The sequence below is a fragment of the Amycolatopsis sp. NPDC047767 genome (assembly GCF_040704195.1).
GTDB lineage: Bacteria > Actinomycetota > Actinomycetes > Mycobacteriales > Pseudonocardiaceae > Amycolatopsis.
Genome location: NZ_JBEYSJ010000001.1, coordinates 388,608 through 411,927, shown reverse-complemented (window position 1 = coordinate 411,927; position 23,320 = coordinate 388,608). Strand labels below are relative to the sequence as shown.

The 23,320-nt window shown below is 70.0% G+C and carries 26 protein-coding genes; 15 read left to right on the top strand and 11 right to left on the bottom strand.

Translation table 11 applies throughout. The features are described 5' to 3' along the window. Complete coding sequence (locus AB0878_RS02050) at positions 1–588, top strand: pentapeptide repeat-containing protein (protein WP_366575628.1); 588 nt, start codon at positions 1–3, stop codon at positions 586–588. Between the two features lie 213 nt (positions 589–801). Here AB0878_RS02050 and AB0878_RS02045 read toward each other — a convergent pair whose 3' ends face one another. Then, positions 802–4,104, bottom strand: a complete 3,303-nt coding sequence (locus AB0878_RS02045) for a glycohydrolase toxin TNT-related protein (RefSeq protein WP_366575627.1) — start codon at positions 4,102–4,104, stop codon at positions 802–804. A gap of 234 nt (positions 4,105–4,338) precedes the next feature. Here AB0878_RS02045 and AB0878_RS02040 point away from each other — a divergent pair, with 234 nt between their 5' ends. Continuing rightward, complete coding sequence (locus AB0878_RS02040) at positions 4,339–5,196, top strand: bifunctional methylenetetrahydrofolate dehydrogenase/methenyltetrahydrofolate cyclohydrolase (RefSeq protein ID WP_366575625.1); 858 nt, start codon at positions 4,339–4,341, stop codon at positions 5,194–5,196. Positions 5,197–5,198: 2 nt separating this feature from the next. After that, positions 5,199–5,504 carry a DUF3017 domain-containing protein gene (locus AB0878_RS02035; RefSeq protein WP_366575623.1) on the top strand — a complete coding sequence of 102 codons (306 nt, stop codon included), beginning with the start codon at positions 5,199–5,201 and terminating at the stop codon, positions 5,502–5,504. 69 nt (positions 5,505–5,573) lie between these two features. Here AB0878_RS02035 and AB0878_RS02030 read toward each other — a convergent pair whose 3' ends face one another. Together AB0878_RS02030 and AB0878_RS02025 are read right to left on the bottom strand one after the other, a co-directional pair. Further along, positions 5,574–6,758 (bottom strand): MFS transporter, encoded by a 1,185-nt coding sequence (locus AB0878_RS02030; RefSeq protein ID WP_366575621.1) that lies wholly within the window; start codon positions 6,756–6,758, stop codon positions 5,574–5,576. A gap of 194 nt (positions 6,759–6,952) precedes the next feature. After that, complete coding sequence (locus AB0878_RS02025) at positions 6,953–7,276, bottom strand: metalloregulator ArsR/SmtB family transcription factor (protein ID WP_366575619.1); 324 nt, start codon at positions 7,274–7,276, stop codon at positions 6,953–6,955. Between the two features lie 108 nt (positions 7,277–7,384). On the opposite strand from AB0878_RS02025, the gene AB0878_RS02020 reads away from it, so the two are divergent. Then, entirely contained in the window at positions 7,385–8,584 is a 1,200-nt protein-coding gene (locus tag AB0878_RS02020) for an MFS transporter (RefSeq protein ID WP_366575617.1), read from the top strand. Here AB0878_RS02020 and AB0878_RS02015 read toward each other — a convergent pair. Next, positions 8,581–8,763, bottom strand: coding sequence for a DUF1918 domain-containing protein (locus tag AB0878_RS02015; RefSeq protein WP_220246197.1), 183 nt, complete (start codon positions 8,761–8,763; stop codon positions 8,581–8,583). The two genes, AB0878_RS02020 and AB0878_RS02015, sit on opposite strands and share 4 nt — an antisense overlap. Before the next feature lie 74 nt (positions 8,764–8,837). On the opposite strand from AB0878_RS02015, the gene AB0878_RS02010 reads away from it, so the two are divergent. Genes AB0878_RS02010 through AB0878_RS02000 form a run of 3 tightly spaced genes read left to right on the top strand, consistent with a single transcriptional unit; the run spans position 8,838 to position 10,628 of the window. After that, positions 8,838–9,482 carry a spermidine synthase gene (locus tag AB0878_RS02010; protein ID WP_366575615.1) on the top strand — a complete coding sequence of 215 codons (645 nt, stop codon included), beginning with the start codon at positions 8,838–8,840 and terminating at the stop codon, positions 9,480–9,482. Beyond that, positions 9,464–10,042 carry a hypothetical protein gene (locus AB0878_RS02005; RefSeq protein WP_366575613.1) on the top strand — a complete coding sequence of 193 codons (579 nt, stop codon included), beginning with the start codon at positions 9,464–9,466 and terminating at the stop codon, positions 10,040–10,042. The genes AB0878_RS02010 and AB0878_RS02005 overlap by 19 nt, the downstream gene beginning before the upstream one ends. Further along, positions 10,032–10,628 carry an HhH-GPD-type base excision DNA repair protein gene (locus tag AB0878_RS02000; protein WP_366575611.1) on the top strand — a complete coding sequence of 199 codons (597 nt, stop codon included), beginning with the start codon at positions 10,032–10,034 and terminating at the stop codon, positions 10,626–10,628. The genes AB0878_RS02005 and AB0878_RS02000 overlap by 11 nt, the downstream gene beginning before the upstream one ends. Before the next feature lie 685 nt (positions 10,629–11,313). Here the strand turns inward: AB0878_RS02000 and AB0878_RS01995 are convergent. The 3 genes from AB0878_RS01995 to AB0878_RS01985 are packed head-to-tail and all read right to left on the bottom strand — an operon-like array spanning position 11,314 to position 12,830. Continuing rightward, positions 11,314–11,913 (bottom strand): class I SAM-dependent methyltransferase, encoded by a 600-nt coding sequence (locus AB0878_RS01995; RefSeq protein ID WP_366575609.1) that lies wholly within the window; start codon positions 11,911–11,913, stop codon positions 11,314–11,316. 33 nt (positions 11,914–11,946) lie between these two features. Further along, positions 11,947–12,309 (bottom strand): DUF2203 domain-containing protein, encoded by a 363-nt coding sequence (locus AB0878_RS01990; RefSeq protein WP_366575607.1) that lies wholly within the window; start codon positions 12,307–12,309, stop codon positions 11,947–11,949. Between the two features lie 32 nt (positions 12,310–12,341). Beyond that, entirely contained in the window at positions 12,342–12,830 is a 489-nt protein-coding gene (locus tag AB0878_RS01985; protein WP_366575605.1) for a hypothetical protein, read from the bottom strand. Between the two features lie 231 nt (positions 12,831–13,061). Between AB0878_RS01985 and AB0878_RS01980 the strand changes: the two genes are divergently transcribed. Both AB0878_RS01980 and AB0878_RS01975 read left to right on the top strand, forming a co-directional pair. Then, complete coding sequence (locus AB0878_RS01980) at positions 13,062–14,285, top strand: NADP-dependent isocitrate dehydrogenase (protein WP_366575603.1); 1,224 nt, start codon at positions 13,062–13,064, stop codon at positions 14,283–14,285. Between the two features lie 236 nt (positions 14,286–14,521). Beyond that, a complete protein-coding gene (locus AB0878_RS01975) occupies positions 14,522–14,836 on the top strand; it encodes an SH3 domain-containing protein (RefSeq protein ID WP_366575601.1) in 315 nt (104 codons plus the stop codon). A gap of 19 nt (positions 14,837–14,855) precedes the next feature. On the opposite strand, the gene AB0878_RS01970 is transcribed toward AB0878_RS01975, so the two are convergent. The 3 genes from AB0878_RS01970 to AB0878_RS01960 form a co-directional block, all read right to left on the bottom strand. Beyond that, the gene (locus AB0878_RS01970) at positions 14,856–15,413 is read right to left on the bottom strand and encodes a permease (RefSeq protein WP_366575599.1); all 558 of its coding nucleotides are present in this window, start codon (positions 15,411–15,413) and stop codon (positions 14,856–14,858) included. 115 nt (positions 15,414–15,528) lie between these two features. Next, the gene (locus AB0878_RS01965) at positions 15,529–16,098 is read right to left on the bottom strand and encodes a WHG domain-containing protein (RefSeq protein ID WP_366575597.1); all 570 of its coding nucleotides are present in this window, start codon (positions 16,096–16,098) and stop codon (positions 15,529–15,531) included. Positions 16,099–16,140: 42 nt separating this feature from the next. Continuing rightward, the gene (locus AB0878_RS01960; RefSeq protein ID WP_366575595.1) at positions 16,141–16,881 is read right to left on the bottom strand and encodes an MBL fold metallo-hydrolase; all 741 of its coding nucleotides are present in this window, start codon (positions 16,879–16,881) and stop codon (positions 16,141–16,143) included. A gap of 41 nt (positions 16,882–16,922) precedes the next feature. Here AB0878_RS01960 and AB0878_RS01955 point away from each other — a divergent pair, with 41 nt between their 5' ends. Further along, the gene (locus AB0878_RS01955) at positions 16,923–17,738 is read left to right on the top strand and encodes an exodeoxyribonuclease III (RefSeq protein WP_366575594.1); all 816 of its coding nucleotides are present in this window, start codon (positions 16,923–16,925) and stop codon (positions 17,736–17,738) included. A 111-nt stretch (positions 17,739–17,849) separates the two neighbouring features. Here the strand turns inward: AB0878_RS01955 and AB0878_RS01950 are convergent, their stop codons facing one another. Beyond that, positions 17,850–18,569 (bottom strand): chitinase, encoded by a 720-nt coding sequence (locus tag AB0878_RS01950; RefSeq protein ID WP_366575593.1) that lies wholly within the window; start codon positions 18,567–18,569, stop codon positions 17,850–17,852. Positions 18,570–19,020: 451 nt separating this feature from the next. Between AB0878_RS01950 and AB0878_RS01945 the strand changes: the two genes are divergently transcribed. The 5 genes from AB0878_RS01945 (at position 19,021) to AB0878_RS01925 (ending at position 23,320) form a co-directional block, all read left to right on the top strand. Further along, positions 19,021–19,356 (top strand): hypothetical protein, encoded by a 336-nt coding sequence (locus AB0878_RS01945; protein WP_366575591.1) that lies wholly within the window; start codon positions 19,021–19,023, stop codon positions 19,354–19,356. A gap of 82 nt (positions 19,357–19,438) precedes the next feature. Next, entirely contained in the window at positions 19,439–20,461 is a 1,023-nt protein-coding gene (trpS, locus tag AB0878_RS01940; RefSeq protein WP_366575589.1) for a tryptophan--tRNA ligase, read from the top strand. A gap of 23 nt (positions 20,462–20,484) precedes the next feature. Continuing rightward, the gene (locus tag AB0878_RS01935; protein WP_366575588.1) at positions 20,485–21,738 is read left to right on the top strand and encodes a hypothetical protein; all 1,254 of its coding nucleotides are present in this window, start codon (positions 20,485–20,487) and stop codon (positions 21,736–21,738) included. Beyond that, positions 21,739–22,251: an AAA family ATPase gene (locus AB0878_RS01930; protein ID WP_366575586.1), complete on the top strand. Its 513-nt coding sequence runs from the start codon at positions 21,739–21,741 to the stop codon at positions 22,249–22,251. Positions 22,252–22,306: 55 nt separating this feature from the next. Next, positions 22,307–23,320: a YhjD/YihY/BrkB family envelope integrity protein gene (locus AB0878_RS01925; RefSeq protein ID WP_366575585.1), complete on the top strand. Its 1,014-nt coding sequence runs from the start codon at positions 22,307–22,309 to the stop codon at positions 23,318–23,320.

Genomic DNA, 23,320 nt, shown 5'->3' with positions numbered 1-23,320 from the left:
GTGATCGAGACCGGTGAGGACTACCGCGACGCCGTGCTTTCCGGGCAGTGGTGGGAAAAGCGTCAGTTCACGGGCTGCGACTTCACCGAGGCCGACCTGCGTGACCTGCGCACGCGCGGCTGCACGTTCGACAACTGCGACTTCACCAAGGCCGACCTCGCCGGCTCACGCCACGACGCCTCGGCCTTCCGCAGCTGCACGTTCGACCGCGCGGTGCTCGCCGACAGCCGGTGGGCTTCGTGCTCGCTGCTCGGATCGTCCTTTGTAGACTGCCGGTTCCTCGGCATCGCGCTCACGGAGTGCGACCTGTCGCTGGCCTCGCTCGCCCGCGGCCGCCTGCGCAAGCTGCACCTGTCCGGCCTGCGCATGCGCGAGGTCAACCTCACCGAGGCCGACCTCACCGACACCGACCTGCGCGACTCCGACCTCACCGGCGCCCGCCTCCTCGGCGCCAAGCTCCCCGGCGCCGACCTGCGCGGCACCCGCCTCGACGCCAACGCCCTCGTGCAGGCCGACCTGCGCGGCGCCTACGTCGACGTCGAGACTGCCATCGGGTTCGCCGCCGCCCACGGCCTCATCGTCAAGTAAAACCGGGCACCGGCCGCCGAGACGTGATGGGCCGATGCCCCCGGACGACGTGATCAGCGCCTACCAGGCGTTCTTCGCCGGCGAGCGGCGTCCCGGCGTGGACCCCGAAGTACTTCCCGGTCGGCGTCAAGCGCCGCTACGCCCGCGGCACGTGAAAGGGGCGGGACCCGAAGGCCCCGCCCCTTTTCGCAAGCAACTCAGTCCACAAGCGACTCAGTCGATCGGCGGTTCGCCCGGCTCGAGTTCGAGCAGGTCGCCCTCGGCGAGAAGTTCCTCGATCGACGCGGGCAGCAGGTAGGCCGAACCGCCGCCGGGCTGGTTGAACCACGGGATCGCGACGCCGGCGAGCGTCTCGAGCGGACGCTGCACGCGGTACACGTGGTACGGGCGGTTCACCCACTCCGGCACCAGCGAACGCTCCTCGAACGGCGTGCCCGCGGCGTAGGTCAGGTTGCCGTTCGGGCCGCCGAAGCGGTCGAGCTCGCTGCCCGCGGGCAGCTCCCGCATTTCCTTGCCGCGGAACAACGTCAGCGGCGGCTCGCCCGAGAGCGGACCGATCGGCCACTGGTTGTTGCCGCCACCACCGGCGGCGGCGCGCGACGACCCGTTGGCCCGTGCCAGCTCCTCCCGGCGCGGCGGTGCGACGGGCGCACCAGGCCCACCCGGCCCGCCGGGACCGGCCGGGCCACCGAGCCCAGGACCGCCAGGGCCACCAGGACCGCCGGGTCCACCAGGACCAGCAGGCCCACCAGGACCAGCGGGCCCACCGGGTCCACCCGGTCCGCCGACGGGAGCACCCGGCGGCACACCGGGCCCGGTCGGCAGACCCAGCCCGCCACCCACCGGGGGCGCGGGCGGCATCGGGGGCTCCCGGCGCTGCTGCATCGGCTGGACCGGCGGGGTCACCTGCGTCGGCGGCTGAACCGGCGGGGGCGGCGGGGCCTGCCGCTGCGGCGGCTCCTCGGCCTCCGGCTCGTCACCCAGCAGCTCCTCGGCCGGCGTGAACGCCGTCTGCTCCTGCGGCGGCACGGCCTCGCGCGGACGCACCGGGAACGACCCCGTCGCGACCTCCGGCGAAAGCGTCGCCACCACCGGCGGCTTCGGGGCCTCGGCGACGGGCTCCGGCGGCGGCGGGGGCGGCTGCTCCTCGGCGGGCTCGTGGCCGTCGGGGTGCAGCAGGACCTTGCCGAGCATGAACGCGGCGGCGTCGTCGGAGTCGCCGAACACGGCGGGGTTGATCAGCTCGCCGTCGTACCAGCCGACGCGCCAGCCCTCGTCCACCTGCTCCACGGTCCAGCCGCGCTCGGTCGGCGTACCCAGCTGGTAAGCGGCGTCCGGCACGTCGAGCTCGTCGAGGCGCGTCTGCAGCTTCGCCAAAGCGGGTTCGGCCGGCAGCTCGCGACGCGGCCGCCTCGGCGGCTGCTGCGGCTGCCGCTGCGGGGCCTGCGGTTCGGCGGCCGGCTCCGGCCGGGCGCCGGCGCGCGGGGACACGGGCAGCTCGGGCACGGGCAGGACACCCGGCACACCCTCGTCGGGCGTGATCATCGCCGTCGGCGGGCCCGAGTCGAAGTCCGGCTCCCGGCCGGCGGGGGCGCCACCGTCGCGCGGCTGGTCGCCGTACTGGCCTTCGCCGTACGGCTGCTCGTCGTAGTGCTCGTCGTCCTCGTACTGCTCGTCCTGGTACTGGCCGGACTGGTCGTACTGGCCGTCTTCGAAGTGCGGGCCGTTCTCGAACGTCTGCGTGTTCTCGAGCGGCTGGCCACCCTCGAACGACTGGGCGTCCTCGTACTGCCCGGCGTTCTCGTACTGCTCGGCGTTCTCGTACTGCTCGGCGTTCTCGTACTGTTCAGCGCTTTCGTACTGCTCGGAGCCGCGGTCAGCCGGGGCGTACAGCGCGGTGTGCTGCTCGGCCGGCTCTTCGTGGCGGGAAGGTTCGTGCCGCGAAGGTTCGTCGGTGTGGGTGAACAGCACCGGCTCTTCCTCGAGCGGCTGCTCGGTTCCCGCGGCGTCGACGGGCGCGTACAGCGCGGTCTGCTCGGCGTCCTCCTCGGGCGGGGCGGAGTTCGGATCGACCGGCGCGTACAGGGCCGTCCGCTGCTCCTCGCGCTGCGGCGGGGCGGCGTTGGGGTCGACTGGCGCGTACATCGCCGTGCGCTGCTGTTCCTCGTGCGCGGGCGGTGGGGAGTTCGGGTCCACCGGCGCGTACATCGCGGTCCGCTCGGCCACCGGCGTCGGGTTGTCGCCCCCGGCCCCGGCCCCGTTCGGCGGTGTGCCCGCGTTCGACCCGGCACCGTTGGACGCCTGGTCGTGGGCGGGTTCGAAGTCTGGGTGCTGCTGGTCCTCGAAGTGGTCTTCACCGGCGAAGCGGTCGCCGAACTCGTCGTAGTGCTCGTCCTGGTACTGCTCGTTCTCGAAGCCAGGACCGTCGTCGTGCTGCGGGCCGGACCCGTCGAAGACCTGCTCGAACGGCGGTTCGGCCGGCGCCTCCGGCTCGGCGGGCGGCGTGTGCACGGCCAGCGGCACGTCGACCGGCGCCGGCGGGGCGGCTTCGGGCGCCGGGGCCGGCGGCGCCTGGGCCACCGGGGGAGCGGGCGGCATGGGCGGCTGTGGCGGCTGCTGCTGTTGCGGCGGCGGACCCGGCCGCTGCTGCTGGCTGCCCCGCGTGAGGTATGCGGCGGCACCCTGCAGCGCGCCTTCGTCGACCTGCGGCAGCTGGAAGCCGTTGGACCGGATGTGCTCCACCAGGTCGGGCTCGGGCGAGACGCCGTACTGGCGCAGGTAGAAGTTCACGGCCGCGGGCCAGATCCACTGCCCGTCGCTGTGGAAGGCCACGGGCACGGTCGCCTCGGGCGTCTGCGCGAGTCGGTCGATGTCGTAGCCGCGATCCTGCACCACCACGGGCGCGTGGTCGAGGTAGTCGAGCAGGCGGTCCTGCTCGGAGACGTCGAGGTCGGGCCGGTTGATGACCGGGCGCCCGGCGGGGCCGATCGTGTCGAAGATCCGCGCGATGCGGAAGTGCGGGCCGGGCTGCTCGGGGCCGAGGCCGGACAGGCGCCGGATCAGCCACTCCGGCACGTTCTCCTCCGTACGGGGGAACATGCGCAGCTCGTCCTGGTACGCCTGGGGCGGCGGCGCGAGGTGCCAGGTGGGCTCCTCGCGGTTGTACTCGAGGTTGTAGCTGGACGGGTGGTCGAGCTGATAGCGCGCGTTGAACCACGTGCCGCGGCCGTCGCGGTACATACCCGCGCGCAGCCGGCCGAAGAGCGTCGCGATGTCGTGGGTGGCGACCCACTCCTGCCCGGTGCCGTCTTCGGTGCGGATCTCGCCCGTCAGCTCGTGGTACCTGCCGACGGCCCGGTACTCGACCGTGACCTTTCGCCAGTCGCGCGGTGCTGCGCGCAGCAGGGCGAGCCCGATCTGCTTGACCAGTGTGTCCTGCTCGGTCGCGTTCAGCTGCGTCGTCGGTTGTGCCACGGGAACATTTTGACTGTTCGCGCGCGCGAACGCACCCCGCATAGGTCTTTTGCCACTCAGGGACGGTCTGACCTCGGTCGACGCACGATGCTCAAGATCACACACCCGTGCGGGCTGGGACTGGGCTCCGGCGTTGGGGTGACCACGAGTCTACGTCCGGTGGCGCTGCGCGTCCGCTCGCGACGCGCCGGGCCGATCGGGTGGTGCGGTGACCACGCTGCGTGTGCGCCCCGGGCGAGGTCCGGGCGCGGGCGGTGCTTTGCGAGAATGGTCACCGTGACGGCGAAGATTCTGGACGGCAAGGCCACCAAGGACGCCATTTTCGCGGAGCTGCGCCCGCGGGTGGCCGCCCTCGCCGAGCGGGGCGTCGTCCCCGGGCTGGGCACGGTGCTGGTCGGCGACGACCCGGGCTCGCACTCGTACGTGAAGATGAAGCACGCGGACAGCGCGAAGATCGGCATCAACTCGATCCGCCGCGACCTGCCCGCCGACATCTCGCAGGAGAAGCTCGAGGCCGTCATCGACGACCTCAACGCCGACCCGACCTGCCACGGCTACATCGTGCAGCTGCCCCTGTCCAAGCACCTCGACGCCAACCGCGTCCTCGAGCGCATCGACCCCGACAAGGACGCCGACGGCCTCGCGCCCACGAGCCTCGGCCGCCTCGTCCTCGGCCAGCGCGGTCCGCTGCCGTGCACGCCGTACGGGATCGTCGAGCTGCTCCGCCGCCACGGCGTCGAGCTCAACGGCGCGCGCGTGACGGTGGTCGGCCGCGGCATCACCGTCGGCCGCACCATGGGCCTGCTGCTCACGCGCCGCAGCGAGAACTCCACCGTGACGCTCTGCCACACCGGCACCCGCGACCTCGCCGCCGAGGTCCGCCGCGCCGACATCGTCATCGCCGCCGCCGGTGTCCCCGGCATCATCAAGCCCGACATGGTGGCCCCCGGCGCGGCCGTGCTGGACGTCGGCGTCTCCCACGTCGACGGCAAGCTCACCGGCGACGTGGACCCGGGCGTGGCCGAGGTCGCGGGCTGGCTGTCCCCGAACCCGGGCGGCGTCGGCCCGATGACCCGCGCGATGCTCGTGTCGAACGTCGTCGAAGCCGCCGAGCGCGCGGTCGCGAGCCGGTGACCATGACCGCCGACCGGCCCCGCACGAAACGGTCGTGGACCGTCCACGTGCCATTCGGGCTGGTCATGCTGCTGCTGCTCGCCGCGGCGCTGCGGATCCTGCAATACCACTGGCGCGAGGGCGCGGTGCTGGTCGGCGCGGCGCTGCTCGTGGGCGGGCTGCTGCGGCTGCTGCTGCCGGAGGACCGCGTCGGCCTGCTGGCGATCCGCGGCAAGGTCGTGGACATCGTCACCTACGCGGCGCTGTGCGCTGCCGTGTTGTACATCGCCTTCACGATCACCGGCGGTCCGTTCGACTCCACGTCCTGACGTTCCGTACGACCGCGGCCCCGCACCGGGTAGGTGCGGGGCCGCTGTTCATTTCTGCTCTGGTCCGGGTCACGAAGCCAGAGCGAGCTCCCGTTGCTCGGCCGCGCGGGCGTCGCGCCGGTCGAGCGAGCCGGAGACGGCGGCGATCGACAGCCCGAGCACGGCCAGCGTCGCGCCGACCCAGTTGGGCGCCACGAGGCCCAGACCACCGGCGATCACGAGACCGCCGAGGTACGCGCCGATCGAGTTCGCGATGTTGAACGCCGACTGCACGGCCGCCGACACCAGCGACGGAGTGCCGCCGGCCTTCTGCATGATCCGCGTCTGCATCATCGGGCCGATCATGAAGCCCGCGACCCCGACGAAGAAGATCGTGATGGCCGCGCCGACCTTCGACTGGGCCGTGAGCGTGAAGATCCCCAGCACCACGGCCAGCGACAGCATCGCCGCGTACAGCGAAGGCATCAGAGCGCGGTCCGCGAGCCGGCCGCCGAGGTAGTTGCCGACGGTCATGCCGACCCCGGCCAGCGACAGCAGCAGCGTCACGTCCGCGGGCGAGTAGCCGGCGACGTCGGTGAGCATCGGCGCGATGTAGGACATGCACGCGAACACCCCGCCGAGCCCGAACGTCACGATCGCCAGCGCCAGCCACACCTGCGGCCGGCGGAACGCGTCCAGCTCACCGCGTAGCGAAGCTTCGGCCGGCCGCCCCTGGTGCGGCACCAGCTTGGCGATCGCGGCTGCGGCGAACAGGCCGATCACCGCGACCACCCCGAACGTCGCCCGCCAGCCCACCTGCTGGCCCAGCAACGTCCCGAGCGGCACGCCGACGACGTTCGCCAGCGTCAGCCCCATGAACATCATCGACACGGCCTTCGCGCGGTCACCCGGCTTCACCAGGCTCGAGGCGACCACCGCGCCGGCGCCGAAGAACGCGCCGTGCGGCAGGCCGGCGAGGAAGCGGAACGCGATGCCGAAACCCTGGTTCGGCGACAGCGCGAACAGGGCGTTGCCCAGCGTGAACAGGCCCATCATCGCGAGCAGCATGGTCTTGCGCGGCAGCCGCACGGCCACCGCGGTCAGCAGCGGGGCGCCGATCACGACGCCGAGCGCGTAGGCGGAGATGAAGTAGCCGGCGGTGGGGATGTCGATGTGGAAGTCCGCGGCGGCCTGGGGCAGCACACCCATCATCACGAACTCGGTGGTCCCGATGCCGAAGGCACCGATGGCGAGCGCGAGCAACGCGACGGGCACGGCTCTCCTTCCTTGAGAAATCGATTACTCAGCCCGGGGGAGACCCCGTTCTGAAGCGCTTTAGACGAAGGGCAAAAAACAAGACAGCCGTGTGCGGCCCCGACGCCGTCGTGCTGTCTGCAACCCAGTTCAACCGATGGGGTGGGGGTTTGTCATCCCGGTATCCGGGTGAGGCTCTTCACGTAGCGCGACCGTCAGCGGCGCGCGGCGAGCACTCCGTCGAGAAGGCCCGGGGCCAGCTCGTCAAGATCGTTGCGGCGCAAGGAGTTGAACCGCGTCGTGCCTTCCTGCCGGCCGGCGATCACGCCCGCGGCGCGCAGGATGCCGAGGTGGTGCGTGAGTGTGGACTTGGTCACCGGCACCTCGAGCCCGCCGCACGACACCTCGGCCTCGGTCCGGGCCAGCTGGCGCACGATCGCCAGGCGCACCGGGTCGGCGAGGGCGCGCAGCACGGCCTCGACGGTCATCTCGTCGCGCTCGGGGTGGACGAGCGGAGTCAGGTGCGCGGTGGCGGGCATGCGTCCATAGTACGACGTGCCTCGAAATTGTCAGGCCCGCGGTGTACGGTCGTCATCGAACTACGACGTTCGTCGAACCAATCCCGTTCACCTCTTGGGGGCACCACCATGTCCAGCGTCTCCACCACCGGGCGCTCGCGGAACGCCGTGCTGGCGTTCGGGGCCTTCGGGGTCGGCACCAGCGGCTACATCGTCGCCGGGCTGCTGCCGTCGCTCGTCTCGGAGCTGCACGTGTCGGCCACCGCTGCCGCGCAGCTCGTCACGTCGTTCGCCATCGCGTACGCGATCGGCTCGCCGCTGTTCGCCGCCGTCACCGGGCGCTGGGAGCGCCGGACGCTCCTGGTGGCCGCGCTCGTCGTCACCGGTCTCGGCAACCTGTTCGCCGCCGTCGCGCCGGGGTACACGACGCTGCTTCTCGCGCGGGTTGTCACGGCCGTCGGCGCCGCCGTCTTCACCCCGGCTGCCAGTGCCGTGGCCGCGGAGCTGACCACGCCGGAGCGCCGCGGCCGCGCGGTCGCGATGGTGTTCGGCGGGCTCACGGTCGCGTTGATCTTCGGGGTGCCGCTGGGCAGCCTGGTCTCCCAGCAGTGGGACTACCAGGCCGCGTTCCTGCTCGTCGGTGTGCTGTCGCTGGCCGGCGCGGTCGCGGTGCGAGTCGTGCTGCCGCGGGTCGCACCGCCGCCCGCGGTGCGGCTGGCCGAGCGTTTCGCGGTGGCGCGCGACAAGCGCGTGGTCGCGCTGCTCGTCACGACGGTGCTCGCGTGCCTCGGCGCGTTCATGGTCTACACGCTCTCGTCGCCGCTGCTCGCCGCGACGGCCGGCGTCACCGGTGGCACCGTCACGGTGCTGTTGTTCTGCTACGGCATCGGCGGCGCCCTGGGCAACTACCTCGGCGGCCGCGCGGCCGACCGGTGGGGTGCACGCGTGCCGGTGCTCCTGGTGCTGGGCGCGATGACCGTCGTGCTGGCGCTGCTGCCGTTCACGTCGGTGACCGTGGCCGGCGCGGGCGTGACCTTCTTCGTGTGGGGCACGATCACCTGGGCGATCAACCCGCCGATGCAGCACCGGCTCATCGAGCTGTCACCCGGGCACGCCGGTCTGGCCCTCTCGCTCAACGCGTCGGCGATCTACCTCGGCGTCGGGCTCTCCGGCATCGTCGGCGGCGCGGTGCTGACGTCGGCCGGGCCGACAGTGCTGCCGGAGATCGCCGCGGTGCTCAGCGCCGTCGCGATCGCGGTGATGGTGTTCTTCTGGGAGACCCGCCGCACTCGTCGCGTGGCGGCCCGGGAAGAAGTGGCCGTCGGCTAGTCGGTGACAATCTCGCAGTCGGGCCCGGGGTACAGCAGTGCTTCGTGCCCGTCGGCGAACCGCACGACGTACGGCGGTGAGCCGTCCGGGCCGCGCACCTCGAGGATCTCGGCGCGCTGCTCGGCGGCCCCCACCGTGCGGCCGTGGACCTGGATCTCGTCTCCTACCGTCGCGTGCATGGGGTTTCACCTCCGCCGTTCAGGGTAGGAGCGCCTCGCGGCCGCGTACAGGGCAGTTGTGAAAAGCTGGCCCGGTGGCTGAGGTTCTGGACGTGGCCCACGGGTTGGGCGGTGAGCTCGTGCTCCGCCGTGACGGCGCGGCGCTCGAGGTGATCGAGAACGGTGTGTTCCTGATGGACACCCGGAACGGGGAATCGGAACGGCTTCTCGTGACCGGGGCCGCCGACGTGCTCGCACCGGGCGCCCGCGTGCTCATCGGCGGCCTGGGCGTGGGTTTTTCATTGCGGGCGGCGCTCGATCACCCGCACGTCGGCTCGGTTGTGGTGGTGGAGCGCGAGCCGGCGGTGATCGCGTGGAACCGCACGGGCCCGCTCCGCGACGTGCACGGTGCGGCGCTGAAGGATCACCGGGTGTCGCTGGTGGAGGCGGATCTGGTGTCGTGGCTGCGTTCCTCGGGTGAAACCTTCGACGCTCTCTGCCTCGACATCGACAACGGTCCCGAGTGGACGGTGACGGAGGGCAACGCCTCGTTGTACGGCGAGTCCGGAGTGGACGGTCTGGCCCGCCTGCTGCGCCCGGGCGGCGTCCTGGCGGTCTGGAGTGCCGGCGCCTCTCCCGCGTTCACGGACCGGTTGCGGGAGCGCTTCGCCGACGTGCGCGTGGTGCCGGTCCCGGTGCCGCGCGGAGAACCGGACGTGCTGTGGTTCGCCCGCCGCTGACCGCGGCCGTCTCGGAGAACGCGGCTTGGTGCGACGTTTTCTGCCGCATCTCCGGGGTTTCCGGCACCTTCGGCCCGCACGCCTGGACCGCGCCCGCGCGCACACCGGAGCTCTTTCCCGACGCGGTGACCTTGTCGCCGGACGCCACCGCCGCCGACATCTTGCCCTTCGTGGACGCTTCGGCCGGCTGCTCAGTGAAGGACAGCTTCGCGTCCCTCGACCTGCCGGGCTTCGAGGTGCTGTTCTCGGCGACCTGGCTGCACTTCCCGGTGCGATCGTCGTCGGGATGGCCCTCGTCGGCGTCACCGGACCCTTCGTTCGTCCACCTCCGCGGCCCGACCGTCGCCCACCGCGGGCCGGCCGCGGTCGGCCTGTGGAACTTCACCGGCGACGACTGGGCCGGCGCGGTCGCCGGCGCCGCCGCCGCGTTCCCGGGTCTGCCGATCGTCGGCTACGAACGCGGCGACGAGCTGGCCTCCGCGCTGGCCTACGGTGCCACCCCACTCGGGGAGCTGCGCGTCTGGGTTGCGACCTGCCAAAATGGACCGCATGACGCGTGAAGTGCACCTGAGCGGCGACGCCGAGGCCGACAAGCTGCTGAGCGAGGACCCGGTCGCCCTGCTCGTCGGCATGCTCCTCGACCAGCAGATCTCCATGGAGGTCGCCTTCCTCGGCCCGCGCAAGATCGCCGACCGCATGGGCGGCTTCGACGTGCGGCGCATCGCGGAGGCCGACACGGAGGAGTTCGTCGAGATGTGCGTGACGCCGCCTGCCATCCACCGGTATGGCGGTTCGATGGCGCGTCGGGTGCAGGCGCTGTGCCAGTTCCTCGTGGAGCACTACGACGGCAACCCCGAGGCGATCTGGACCGAGGGCCGGCCCAAGCCTGATGGCGCTGAGGTGTTGAAGCGGCTCAAGGCCCTGCCTGGTTACGGGGAGCAGAAGGCCAAGATTTTTCTCGCGTTGCTGGGGAAGCAGTACGGCGTGCAGCCGAAGGGGTGGCGCGAAGCCGCCGGTGCCTACGGTGACCGCGGGTCCCGCCGCTCCATCGCGGACGTGGTGAACGCCAAAACACTGGCGGAGGTCCGCGCGTTCAAGAAGGAACAGAAGGCGGCGGCGAAAGCTGAGTCGGCTGGGAAGAAGTAGTCGGCGGGTGCACTTTGGCACTTGCCTCTTAGGTTCCGCCGGCGGCGGTCATTTGGCGAGTTTCACTTACCGCACCTGATGCCGTTTCGCGGAGTGAGCATCCGCGTGACTGCAACGAAGACACGGATAATCCACTCCCTCCCCGGGTGCCCCCGACGAGAAGCATCTTCTACGGGACTCACTTTGTGTCAAGGTACTCTTTCCAGCCTTGACACAAAGTGAGTCCCGTAGAACCATTGGGAGACGGGGGTGGTGATCTATTCTTTTGTTCTCTTGTTCTTTTGTCTTTTGAAGGAACGTGCCTTCGGGTATTGCGCCCTTTGGGCGAAAAGAAAAACAGTAGTGCTCCCCGAAGCCCAATTTTCACGACGGTTCGGGCCGCTTGTCAAGGCGGGAAAGAGTACCTTGACAAGCGGCCCGAACCGCGTTGTGGCTTCTCGTCGGGGAGCGGCCCGGGGGAAGGGTCGGGGGAGGGGTTGGGGAGAGCTTCGGTTGAGTTGCCGGCCGTCTGTTTGGTGGTCGCAAGGGCGCGGTGAGTTTTTGGTGGAGTGTGGGCTGGGTGCCGGCCGCCTGCTGGTTGGTGGCAAGAGCAGCGGTGGGTCTTGGGCCGAGCCAGCGGCCGTCTGCGTGGTGGTGGGCGGTTGCCTGCTTCTCGCGATCCGGAATCGGCGGCGAGCCGATCCGGCTAGCGGACCGCCCGTACCGCGAAAACCAACCGATCCCGGCCCCCGATGTCGGCTCGCACCGTCTGCGCCGTCGCGGAGTGGAAGCCAGCGTCGGTCGCCAGGGCGGCGGCCTCCGTCTCCGAGCCGGGGATGCGCAGGTCGTGAGCCATCACCTCGGACATCGAGCCGCACGGGTTGAAGCGGGCCGACGAGGAGATGCTGAAGGCCAGGACCCCGCCCGGGCGTAGGACGCGCGCCCAGTCGGCAAGGGCGGTGGCGCCCAGGAAGTGCAGGGCCGAAGCGCACACGACGGCATCGGCGGCGCCGTCGGCGCAAGGCATCGGCACGGCCGGCCCCGCCTGCCAGGAGATCACCCCGGCCGGGTCCAACGAGGGGGCCTTCGCGCGGGCCAGGGCCAGCATGCCCTCGGAGATGTCCACGCCCAGCACCGAACCGGGCGACAGCCGCAGCGCGGCGAACGCTGCGGCGCCCGTCCCGGTGGCCACGTCGAGCAGCAGGCCGGGGCGGGGAGGCAAGAAAGAGATCAAAGTGTCCGCCACCAGCGGGTGGAAGAGATCGTCGTCGTACTCGGCGGCCATTTCGTCGAAAACAGAGCTCACGAAGCCCAACGTAGTGGCGCTGACCAGCGAATTTCAGCTCAGCCGCCGGCGCCCCGCGAAGCCGAGGTCGGCGCGGTGGTACCAGGCCAGCTCGGGGTCGCCTTCGAGCCAGCAGAGCAGGACGTCGTCGCCGTCGAGGGACGCGGGGAAGTCGACCAGGAGGGGAGCGAAGCCCTTCAGCTCGGCGCCGGTGCGTTGGACGGTGGTCATCAGCTCGTCGAGGCGGGCCTGTGCGGCCTTCCACTCCGGCAGGCCGCCGAGGTCGGTGTCGCGGCCGCCCGGGCGCAGCGACGCGGCGAGCTCGGCCGCGTCGGCGCGCACGCGGACGAGTTCGGCGAGGACCGGGAGCAGCCGGGAGAGCTCGGCGCGCGCCTCGGCCACGGTGAACAGACCCATGTGACGATGTTCTCACTGCGGTCCGGACGCCCTCACCGCCCAGGTCGCCGCCGCGCCACCGTCGTCGCCAGACCCGTGCCGACCAGCACGAACCCGGCGGCGAGCAGCGCGCCGGAGAACAGCCACGACGTCAGGCCGAAGGAAAGCCCGCCGTGCGGGAGGACGTTCAGCAGGTCGAGGCCCCATTCCGGCATCGCCAGCGCGATCACGCCCGGCAGCACGCCCCACACGACCCCGCCGAGCAGCGGTCCCGAGGACGACCACGCGCCCAGCGCGGCGACGCCCAGTAACAGGATTGCGCCGGCCGCCATCAAGGCGATGCCGAGCGCGTCGCGGCGGGCGGCGAAGGCCTCCATCACGATCACCTGCTGCCGGTAGCCCCCGGCCGCGAGCAGGCCCAGGGCCACGGGCGTGAGCACGAGGCCCAGCAGCCCGCTGAACACCCGCGCCAACGCCCGGCTGGGTGGCGGTGCCTGGTAGGCGGGCGGTTGAAAGGTGGTGTACGGGTCGGAGTACGACATAGCGTGACCTCCCGAGTGGCTGGTTCCCCGATGGGATGGTTGCCGACCTCACCCGGTTCCGCGACCGGCGAACGCGTGGTGTGTGCCCGCTCGTCGGAGCCGCGAGCAAGAGGTGGAGACTTGATACCGACCACTTCTGGAACCATCCAGCTCCGGCAAGCAGTACGCTTGTACCGCTACCGACGAGTCGAAGAAGTAACGCGAAGATCCGCGGAAGGAGCACCGCTGCTCATGGCCAAGATCAAGGTCCAGGGCACCGTCGTCGAGCTCGACGGCGATGAGATGACCCGCATCATCTGGCAGTTCATCAAGGACAAGCTGATCCACCCGTACCTGGACGTCAACCTGGACTACTACGACCTGGGCATCGAGGAGCGGGACCGCACCGACGACCAGATCACCATCGACTCCGCCAACGCCATCAAGAAGCACGGCGTCGGCGTCAAGTGCGCCACGATCACGCCCGACGAGGCGCGCGTGGAGGAGTTCGGCCTCAAGAAGATGTGGCGGAGCCCCAACGGCACCATCCGCAACATCCTCGGCGGCGTGGTCTTCCGCGAGCCGATCATCATGCAGAACGTGCCGCGCCTGGTACCGGGCTGGACCAAGCCGATCATCATCGGCCGCCACGCCCACGGCGACCAGTACAAGGCCACCGACTTCAAGGTCCCCGGCCCCGGCAAGGTCACCATGACCTACACCCCGGCCGACGGCTCCGAGCCGATGGAGTTCGAGGTCACCAACTTCCCCGAGGGCGGCGGCGTCGCCATGGGGATGTACAACTACCGCAAGTCGATCGAGGACTTCGCGCGCGCGTCGCTGCAGTACGGCCTCGACCGCGGCTACCCGGTCTACCTCTCCACCAAGAACACGATCCTCAAGGCCTACGACGGCATGTTCAAGGACGTGTTCCAGGAGATCTTCGAGGCGGAGTACAAGGCCGACTTCGACGCCAAGGGCCTCACCTACGAGCACCGCCTCATCGACGACATGGTCGCCGCGGCGCTCAAGTGGGAGGGTGGCTACGTCTGGGCCACCAAGAACTACGACGGTGACGTGCAGTCCGACACCGTGGCCCAGGGCTTCGGCTCGCTCGGCCTCATGACGTCGGTGCTGCGCACGCCGGACGGCAAGACCGTCGAGGCCGAGGCCGCCCACGGCACGGTCACGCGCCACTACCGCCAGCACCAGCAGGGCAAGCCGACCTCCACGAACCCGATCGCGTCGATCTACGCGTGGACCCGGGGCCTGGAGCACCGCGGCAAGCTCGACGGCAACGCCGAGCTCATCGGCTTCTCGAACACCCTCGAGCGCGTGGTCATCGACACCGTCGAAGGCGGCAAGATGACGAAGGACCTGGCGCTGCTGGTCGGCAAGGACCAGGCGTGGCAGACCACCGAGGAGTTCCTCGGCACGCTCGACGAGAACCTGGCCAAGAAGATCGCCCAGGGCTGATCGAAGGCCGCACCAGCCACCGGCTGAACTGCCTTTCCCACCACCGCGAAGGGGCACCTCGGAGGAGTCTTCCGAGGTGCCCCTTCGTCGTGACTACCGGTTGTCACCGGAGGGTGACGCTGTTGGCGCCTCCGGGTGGTCTGCCCGGCCGGACCTGTCGGGCGGACCTACTCCGTGTCTACCCTGGTAGAGCCCAATTTCTTGCGACCGAGTTTTTTCACGACTGAGGAGCGGCCGTGATCCTGGGGTTGATACCGAAGAAGACCCTGATCATCATCGGTGTGATCGTTGCCGTGATCGTGATCTACGTCCTGAACCAGAAGGGCCAGGCCGACGCCCAGGGTTCCCCGACCGGGTGCAAGGTCACGGTGACCGCCGACGTCCTCAACGCCCGCGAAACGCCGGACGGCAACGGCAAGATCGTCGGCAAGTACCTCAACGGCGCCGAGTTCGACGCGATGCCGGTGCAGCAGAACGGATTCCGCGAGGTCGCCAAGGACAAGTGGGTGGCGAGCAGCTTCGTGAAGCCGCTCGAGGGTTCCAAGTGCTGAGTGGTTCACGTCAGCGCGGTTAGACGCCCGCGAAGTCCAGCGCCACCGTGACCACGCCGGAAAGCGCCGCGATCAGCGCCAGCGTGCGTGCCTTGCGCCGGTCGCGCGTCGCCGCGGCCCGCCAGTAGAGGCCGATCCCGGCCACGAGCAGCAGGACCTCCACGGTCATCGACACCGCCGGCAGCCGCCACAGGCCGAAGCCGAAGGTCGGCAGATCGCCCGCGTTGCCGGGCAGGATCGGCAGGTCGGCGCGGTGCACGACGAGGTCGAGCAGCCAGTGTGAGAACGCCACCGCGCCGAGTGTGACGCCGGCGCTGCGGCCCAGCCACCGCGCCGCGACCAGGCCGAACAGTGCCGAGAGCACGAGCGCGCCGACGAGCGAGTGGGTGTAGTCGGCGTGGATCACGCCCTCGCCGTAGCCCGTGCCGCCCGACTGGTCGATGGTTTCGATGCCGGTCAGGTAGAGCGGGGTGAACACGATGTCGAGCCACGCGGTGGCCAGCATCAGTGTCCACACGGGAATGGCGGGCCGGCCGGCTTTCACGGCAGCGGCGAGGCCGAAGTGCCCGGCGATCATCTGGCTGCCTCGCTCTCGGCCGGCTTGGCGTTGGTGTGCCAGGGGAAACGCGCGTCGGGGATCCCGAGCGCGACGGTGAACAGCAGAACGGCGAGGACGAAGGACATGGTTCTCCTCAGCTGGCGTAGTCGGTGATACCGCGGACGAGCATCGTTTTCAGGAGCGTGAAGCTGGCGTCGACGTCTTCGGGCCGGCCGAAGCCGCCGGACGCTTCGAGGCTCGCGAAGCCGTGGACGGCCGCGCGCAGGCACCGCGTCGCGTGCACGGTTTTCGCCTGGTCGAAGCCGTACGGGCGCAGCACGGCGAAGGCGACTTCGGCGACGCCGTGGGTGGCTTTCGCGAGCTCCTCGTCGCCCTCGTCGGGCGCGGTTTCCAGCGCGGCGACGCGGTGGGGATGGCTGCGCAGGTACGCACGGTAGGCGTCGGCGAGAGCCTCGATCGCGTCGTCACCGGAACGGCCGGTCGCGGCACCGCGCAACGCTTCGGTCATCTCGGCGACCACGCGCAGGTCGACCAGCCGGCGCAGGGCGGCGAGCCCGCCGACGTGCTTGTACAGCGAGGGCGTGGCGACACCCGCGCGCTCGGCGACCTTGGCGAGGCTGAGCGCGTCGGCGCCGTCGGCGTCCACCACCTCGAGCGCGAGGGTGACGACGGCGTCCGGCGTGAGGCCGGCTCTAGGGGACATCGGGCTGGCTAACTGTCATAGCTTCAAAGCTAATGGCGTTAGCTAGCGGTCGTCAACCTCGATGGTCAGGCCTTCGTCCGCGACGACCACGTCGCCGTCGAACTCACGGCGGGCTTCCGCGGCGGACGCGGAACGGTCGGCGCCGGGCCAGAAGTGCGTCAGCAGCAAGGTCCGGACGCCCGCTTCGGCCACCGTCCGCCCGGCTTCCGCGGCCGTGAGCAGGTGGCGTGGCTCGTCCGGCTGCTCGCCTTGGAGGGTGGCTTCGCAGATGAGGAGGTCGGCGTCTCGCGCCAGCTCGACGAGCAGCCGCGACGGGCCGGTGTCGCCGGAGTACGCGACGGTGCCGTGCGGCGAGCTCAGTCGCACGCCGTGGCTGGGCACGTGGTGGGGGAGCGGTGTGGAGGTGAGCTGCCAGGGACCGACGGTTTCGGGCTGCGCGAAGAGGCGGACGTCGAAGATCGTCGCCGGGTGCGGGCGCGGCTCGGCGGCTTCGAGGCGGTGCAGCACGCCGGGGGTGCAGTGCAGCGGCAGGCGCCGGCCGTCGACGGTGTAGTGCCAGGCTCGGCTGAGCGCGGTGAGGTCCGCCATGTGGTCGGGGTGCTCGTGGGTGATCACGGCGGCGTCGAGGTCTTTCGCGGCGACGTGCGTGAAGAGCCGGCTCGCCGCGCCGTACCCGAGATCGAGCACGACGTGATGGTTTCCTTGTGAGAGAAGGAATCCCGCGCACGCGCGGCCGGGTTCGGGCCAGGCGCCGCAGCTGCCGAGCACGGTGAGTCGCGCCATGCGCGCAGTCTGGCACAGGATTGTCAGGCCCGGCGGGTAGCGTGCGTGGGGTGCTGACCGTCTCCACCGTGAATGTCAACGGCCTGCGGGCCGCCGTGAAGAAGGGCTTCGTCGAGTGGCTCGCCACCACGAAGGCCGACGTCGTCGCCTGCCAGGAGGTGCGGGCCGAGGCCGCGCAGCTGCCCGCGCACGTCGTCGAACCCGAGGGTTGGTTCGCCGCCCACGCGCCCTCGGCCGCGAAGGGGCGCAACGGCGTCTCGCTGTACAGCCGCGTCGAGCCCGACGAGGTGCGCGTCGGCTTCGGCGAGCCGGAGTTCGAGGACAGCGGGCGCTACCTCGAGATGCACCTGCCGGGCGTCGTCGTGGCGAGCCTGTACCTGCCGAGCGGCGACGTCGGCACCGAGCGTCAGGACGAGAAGGAGCGCTTCATGGCCGCCTTCCTGCCCTACCTCGGCGAGCTGCGCGCGAAGTCCGCGGCGGCCGGCCGCGAGGTCGTGGTGGTGGGCGACTGGAACATCGCCTACGACACCGTCGACCTGAAGAACTGGAAGGGCAACCACAAGAACTCCGGCTTCCTGCCCGAGGAACGCGCCTGGCTCGGCCGTGTCTACGACGAAGCCGGCTACGTCGACGTCCAGCGCCGCCTGCACGAAGGCCCGGGCCCCTACACCTGGTGGTCCTACCGCGGCCAGGCCTTCGACAACGACTCCGGCTGGCGCATCGACTGCCAGCTCGCCACCCCCACCTTGGCCGCCTCGGTGCAGTCCGTGGTCGTCGAACGCGCCGCCACCTACGCCGAACGCTGGTCCGACCACGCCCCCGTCACCGCGACTTACGACGTGCCTTTCCCCCGCTGACCCGCGGTCGAGGCGCAGCTCCGGCGCCGGGGCTGATTTCCTTACCGGCCAAGCAGAAGGGCTCCTCAGCCGCCACTGAGGAGCCCTTCTGTCGAGCAACCTGCAACAGCCTCAGCAGCTGAGGTTGCCACCCGGGTCGACGCCCAGGATGCCGGTGATCTTCTGGTACGCGTCGATGCGGCTCTGGACCTGGGCGGGGTTGCCGCCGTTGCATTCGATGGAGCCGTTGATGCTGCGGATCGTCTCGCCGAAGCCGCGGCCGTTGACCATGGCGTCGTGCGGGGTCATGGTGCCGGGGCCGGACTGGGTGTTCCAGTACCAGAGGCCGGTTTTCCAGGCGACGGCCGAGTCGTTCTGCACGAGGTTCGGGTTGTTGAGCAGGTCGATGCCGAGCGCGTCGCCCGCGGCTTTGTAGTTGAAGTTCCAGCTGAGCTGGATGGGGCCGCGCCCGTAGTACGCGGCGGTGCCCGCCGGGCAGCCGTACGACTGGCTGGTGTCGCAGTAGTGCGGGTAGTTCGCGGTGTTCTGCTCCACGATGTACACGAGGCCACCGGTTTCGTGGCTCACGTTCGCCAGGAAAGCCGCGGCTTCCTGCTTCTTCACCGTGTCACTGCCCGAATTCGCGAAGCCCGGGTACGCGCCGAGGGCGTCGGTCAGTCCACTGTAGCTGTAGAACGAGTTCCGCCCCGGGAACATCTGGTTGAACTGCGACTCGCTGACTACGAAGCTCGCGGCCGGTGCGGCGTTCGCGGCCGTGGTGGCCGGCACGAGCACCGTGATCGCGGCCGCGGCGGCCAGCCCGACGGCGGTGAGGATCCTTCGGAGAGACATGGGCTCACTCCTTTGTTCGCCCCTGAAGTGGTCTATACCACAGAGGTATAGACCAATCACAAGAGCGACAACAGGCCCCGAAGGTCAAAAAGACGCGATCAGACCAACAAGGTTGGTGAATAACTTGCTTTCCGTAGTTCGGCGCCGCCAAACGGGTGAACGTTTTTCACGTTTTGCTCGCGCCGTGCGACCGGAACCGGACCAAGCCGACACTCGAGACAGCCGTTCGAGCGACCCGGACGGTCCGGAAAACCGGCAGCAGAGCGCTGACCACCAGTGACACCGTCAGCCCGGGGGTGGTCACCCGCCTTCCCCGGACGGGCGCTAGTCTCGGCGCCCGAGTTGATCAGAACCGACAGGTCTTGACACGCTCGGTAGTTTTTTCACTGTATGACTCATCCTTACGGGTGAGAGATCTCGCCAGGAACATCACTTCGCGGGAGGCACTCCGGTGCGCAACCCAGGTCATCTCCTGTTGCGGTCCACGCTGCACTCGGCCCGGTCGGCGACGCTCGTCGTGCTGCCGGCCGTCCTGCTGCTCGCGGGCAGCGGCACGGCGCTCGCCGATGACGGCGTGGTCCGTGCGGAGACCCCTTCGGCGGCGGGCTTCGGCTTCCTCGGCCCGGTCGGGCTGGTCGCCGTGGCCCTGGGCATCGTCGGCATGGCCCTCGGCGTGCTGCGCCAGCGGCGCAAGGCGCGCGCGGCGACAGCCACGGCTCTGCCCGCCCCTGAGCCAGCCGACGCCGAGGAGCCCACCCGGCCCCTCGCGCCGATCCAGCACCCCTAGAAGCCCGCCGGAACCCCCGCCGAAGCGCCTCAGGGAGACCTCCCTGTGACCCGCCTCTCCGGCTCCTGAAAGAATCGCCGACGTGTCCGACGAACAGAACGGGCGCCTGCGGGTGCTTTCCGGGATCCAGCCGACGGCCGACTCGTTCCACCTCGGCAACTACCTCGGCGCCCTGCGGCAGTGGGTGAAGCTGCAGGACACGCACGAGACCTTCTACTGCGTCGTCGACCTGCACGCCATCACGGTGGAGCAGGACCCGAAGGTGCTGCTGGAGCGCACGCGCCGTTCGGCCGCGCAGCTGCTCGCGATCGGCGTCGACCCTGACCGAAGTGCCCTGTTCGTCCAGAGCCACGTGCCCGAGCACGCGCAGCTCGGCTGGGTGCTGGAGTGCCAGACCGGCTTCGGCGAGGCCAGCCGGATGACGCAGTTCAAGGACAAGTCGGCCAAACAGGGCGCCGACCGCGCCAGTGTGGGCCTCTTCACGTACCCGATCCTGCAGGCCGCCGACATCCTGCTCTACCAGGCCAACGCCGTGCCGGTGGGCGAGGACCAGCGTCAGCACCTGGAGCTCACGCGCAACCTCGCGCAGCGCTTCAACAACCGCCTCGGCAAGACGTTCACGGTGCCCGAGCCCTACATCGTCAAGGACACCGCGAAGATCTACGACCTGCAGGACCCGACGGCGAAGATGAGCAAGTCGGCGTCCGCGGCCAACGGTCTCGTCGAACTGCTCGAAGACCCCAAGCGTTCGGCCAAGAAGATCCGCTCCGCCGTGACCGACACCGGCCGCGAGGTCAAGTTCGACGCGGAGAACAAGGCCGGCGTCTCCAACCTGCTGAGCATCTACTCGGCGCTCACCGAGCGCTCGATCGCCGACCTCGAAGCGGCGTACGAGGGCAAGGGCTACGGCGACCTCAAGAAGGACCTCGCCGAGGTGCTCGTCGAGTGGGTCACGCCGCTGCAGACCAAGGTCCAGTCCTATTTGGACGACGTTGCCGAGCTCGACAAGGTGCTCGCGCGAGGGGCGCAACGCGCCCGGGAGGTGGCAGCGCCGACGCTCGCCACCGTATACGAGCGGTTGGGCTTCTTGCCCGCTGCTCGCTGAAAATCACTTGCCGGGGGGCAAAAGTGAAGAAACACCTGTCCATTTTGGCTGCCGTCGTGCTGCTCGCCGGGTGCGGTGAGTCCACTCCGGACAGCCAGAAGGCGATGGCGGTCTCGGACGGCCAGACCATCCAGCGGCCCGGCTACGAAGGTTCCGACTACCCGGACGCCGGGCCGCTGAAGGAAACGGCGGACCCACAGGTCGCGCAGGTCGGCGGGAAACCGGTGATCGAGGCCTGCAACCTGTTGTCGCTGAACGACCTGAAGGACTTCGGCATCCGGGTCGGCTCGCGGCCGGACCCGAACATCGTCAACTTCGAGCGCGTCTACCTGGTGGGCGACGGCACCGGTCCGCTCAAGAACTCGTTCCCGTCCTACTCGAAGGCCGACGGCGAGGCGCTCAACAAGTGCACCTACGCCCTCGAATCGAAGGACGGCACGCTGCAGGAAACCCTGGCGGTCGCGGTGTCTCAGCCCGCCTACGTGCCCGACACGGCCGAGGCGGCCGCCGCGTTCGACGGCGCTCCGGCCGGCATCACGCTCGGCCCGGTGCACCTCTATTCGAAGCGCCGTCCGGTTCCCGAGCCCGACGCGTCGGGCCAGGCGACCGTGATCCTCGGCGACACCATCGCCAGCTTCGACTTCGACCTCAAGGGCAACGGCAGCGCCGGCAAGCTGCAGGACATCGCCAAGCGCGTGATGCAGAACCTCGAGAAGCAGACGAACGCGCCGGCCGGCCCGAGCACCGTCGACTACTCGAGCCCGGTGTTCCCGAAACCGGTCGCCCAGCCGTGCCCGCTGCTCCCCGCCGGTGTGGTGAGCCCCGCCATCGGCGCCGACGTGTCGCCGTTGGTCTCCGAGATGCCGGGTACGGCCGTCGGCGACATCGTGTTCCCGAAGGACCCGCAGCAGCGCAACTACGTGCAGCTCGAGTGCGAACGCGGCACCGGCGAGGACGACCCGCTCTCCCGCAAGGCGCTGTCCCTGACGGCCACGAGCTTCCTGTCCGACGACGCCGCCAAGGAATACGTCGACAACACCGCGGGCGCGCACGGTGGCCAGGCCCCGTCGGCCGCGATCGGCGACGAGTCGCGGATCATGACCGACACGATGTCGGTGAAAACCCAAGGCGTGCTGATCTTCCGCAAGGGCCGCTTCGCCTTCGAGCTGTACCTCGACGACCACGACGCGCACCCCAACGGCATCAGCCTGGCCGAAGCCAACACTCTGCTGGTGCCGGCCGGGCAGAAGATCGCCCAGGCTTTTCAAGGGGTCTAGGTGCGGCTGATCGTCCTCAACGGACCGCCCGCCATCGGCAAGTCGACGCTGGCGGAGCGGTTCGCCGAGGACCATCCGCCGACGCTGAACCTCGACGTCGACCGCGTGCGTTCGCTCGTCGGTGGCTGGCGCGCGCAGCCGGCAGAGTCCGGCTCGGCGGCGCGCGCGTTGGCCCTCGCGGCCGCCCGCGCGCACCTGACCGCGGGCCACGACGTGGTCGTTCCGCAGCTGCTCGCACGCCCGGAGTTCCTTGTGCAGCTGGAAGAACTGGCTCACGACGTCGGCGCTGAGTTCCACGAGCTGATGCTCACGGACACCCGCGAAAACGTCCTCGACCGCTTCGCCGCCCGCGCGCCCGGGCCGCACCACCACGACACCACCGCGGCCGACGTCGCCGCGTTCCACGACCGCCTCGAATCCCTCCTCGCGGACCGGCCGCGGGCGCGGGTCATCACGACGTCGGCCGGTCACGTCGACGCCGCCTACCGAGCGGTGCTCGCCGCTCTGGACTGACCCTCGGGTACCCGCTCGCGTTGCGGCTCTCACTCACCGTGGTTAGCGTTTTACGGTGGCGACAAAGACTGGTGACCAGGAAAAGCTGCTGCCTCGGCTGCGGCGGAAGTACCCGTGGCTGGATCACCTGATCCGAGCCAACGAATCCTTCGGCGAGCACTACGGCAACCACTACGCCGCCGCCATCACCTATTTCAGCGTGCTGGCGGTATTCCCGATCTTCATGGTCGCGTTCGCGATCGTGGGCATCGTCGTGGGCGGCGACCAGGCGGTGATCGACCAGATCACCAACGGCATCAAGAATTCCGTGCCCGTGGCATTGCAGGACCTCGTGAACACGATCGTCGACGCGGCGATCAAGTCCGGCAGCGGCATCGGGATCTTCGGTCTGCTGCTGGCGCTCTATTCCGGCATCGGCTGGATGTCGAACCTGCGCGACGCGCTCACGGCGCAGTGGGGGCAGGAGAAGAAACCACAGCCGATCGTGTCGACGACGATCAAGGACCTGCTTTCGCTCGTCGGGCTCGGCGTGGCGCTGATCGTGTCGTTCGCGGTGACGGCGGCGGGCGGCGGGGTGGGGCAGTACCTGCTCGAGCTCGTCGGCCTGGAACACCAGACGTGGGCGGTGTGGGTGCTGCGCGTGGCCACGATCATCCTCGGCCTGGCGGCCAACACGCTCGTGTTCATGTGGGTCATCGCGCGGCTGCCGCGTGAGCACGTGGCCATGCGCAGCGCGGTGAAGGGCGCGATCGTCGCCGCGATCGGGTTCGTCATCCTGCAGCAGGTGGCGTCGATCTACCTGGAGAGCGTGACGAAGTCCCCGGCGGCGGCGATCTTCGGGCCGATCATCGGTCTGCTCGTGTTCGCGAACCTCGTGTCGCGGTTCCTTCTCATGGTCACCGCGTGGACGGCGACCGCGAAGGAGAACCAGCGCAAGGTCGTGCGGCCGCCGGCGCCCGTGCTGCTGGAGCCGAGCGTGACCGTCCACCGCGGGTTCGGACTGGGCACGGCCGCGGGCGTGTTCAGCGTGGGCGCGCTGCTCGGCTGGATGGGTCGAAGGCGGGACTAG

Coding starts and splice junctions, on each gene's coding strand:
- AB0878_RS02045 (WP_366575627.1), bottom strand. CDS start 4,104: ATGCGGGGTGCGTTCGCGCGCGCGAACAGTCAAAATGTTCCCGTGGCA.
- AB0878_RS02035 (WP_366575623.1), top strand. CDS start 5,199: ATGACCGCCGACCGGCCCCGCACGAAACGGTCGTGGACCGTCCACGTG.
- AB0878_RS02025 (WP_366575619.1), bottom strand. CDS start 7,276: ATGCCCGCCACCGCGCACCTGACTCCGCTCGTCCACCCCGAGCGCGAC.
- AB0878_RS02020 (WP_366575617.1), top strand. CDS start 7,385: ATGTCCAGCGTCTCCACCACCGGGCGCTCGCGGAACGCCGTGCTGGCG.
- AB0878_RS02015 (WP_220246197.1), bottom strand. CDS start 8,763: ATGCACGCGACGGTAGGAGACGAGATCCAGGTCCACGGCCGCACGGTG.
- AB0878_RS02000 (WP_366575611.1), top strand. CDS start 10,032: ATGACGCGTGAAGTGCACCTGAGCGGCGACGCCGAGGCCGACAAGCTG.
- AB0878_RS01990 (WP_366575607.1), bottom strand. CDS start 12,309: ATGGGTCTGTTCACCGTGGCCGAGGCGCGCGCCGAGCTCTCCCGGCTG.
- AB0878_RS01985 (WP_366575605.1), bottom strand. CDS start 12,830: ATGTCGTACTCCGACCCGTACACCACCTTTCAACCGCCCGCCTACCAG.
- AB0878_RS01980 (WP_366575603.1), top strand. CDS start 13,062: ATGGCCAAGATCAAGGTCCAGGGCACCGTCGTCGAGCTCGACGGCGAT.
- AB0878_RS01970 (WP_366575599.1), bottom strand. CDS start 15,413: ATGATCGCCGGGCACTTCGGCCTCGCCGCTGCCGTGAAAGCCGGCCGG.
- AB0878_RS01965 (WP_366575597.1), bottom strand. CDS start 16,098: ATGTCCCCTAGAGCCGGCCTCACGCCGGACGCCGTCGTCACCCTCGCG.
- AB0878_RS01960 (WP_366575595.1), bottom strand. CDS start 16,881: ATGGCGCGACTCACCGTGCTCGGCAGCTGCGGCGCCTGGCCCGAACCC.
- AB0878_RS01950 (WP_366575593.1), bottom strand. CDS start 18,569: ATGTCTCTCCGAAGGATCCTCACCGCCGTCGGGCTGGCCGCCGCGGCC.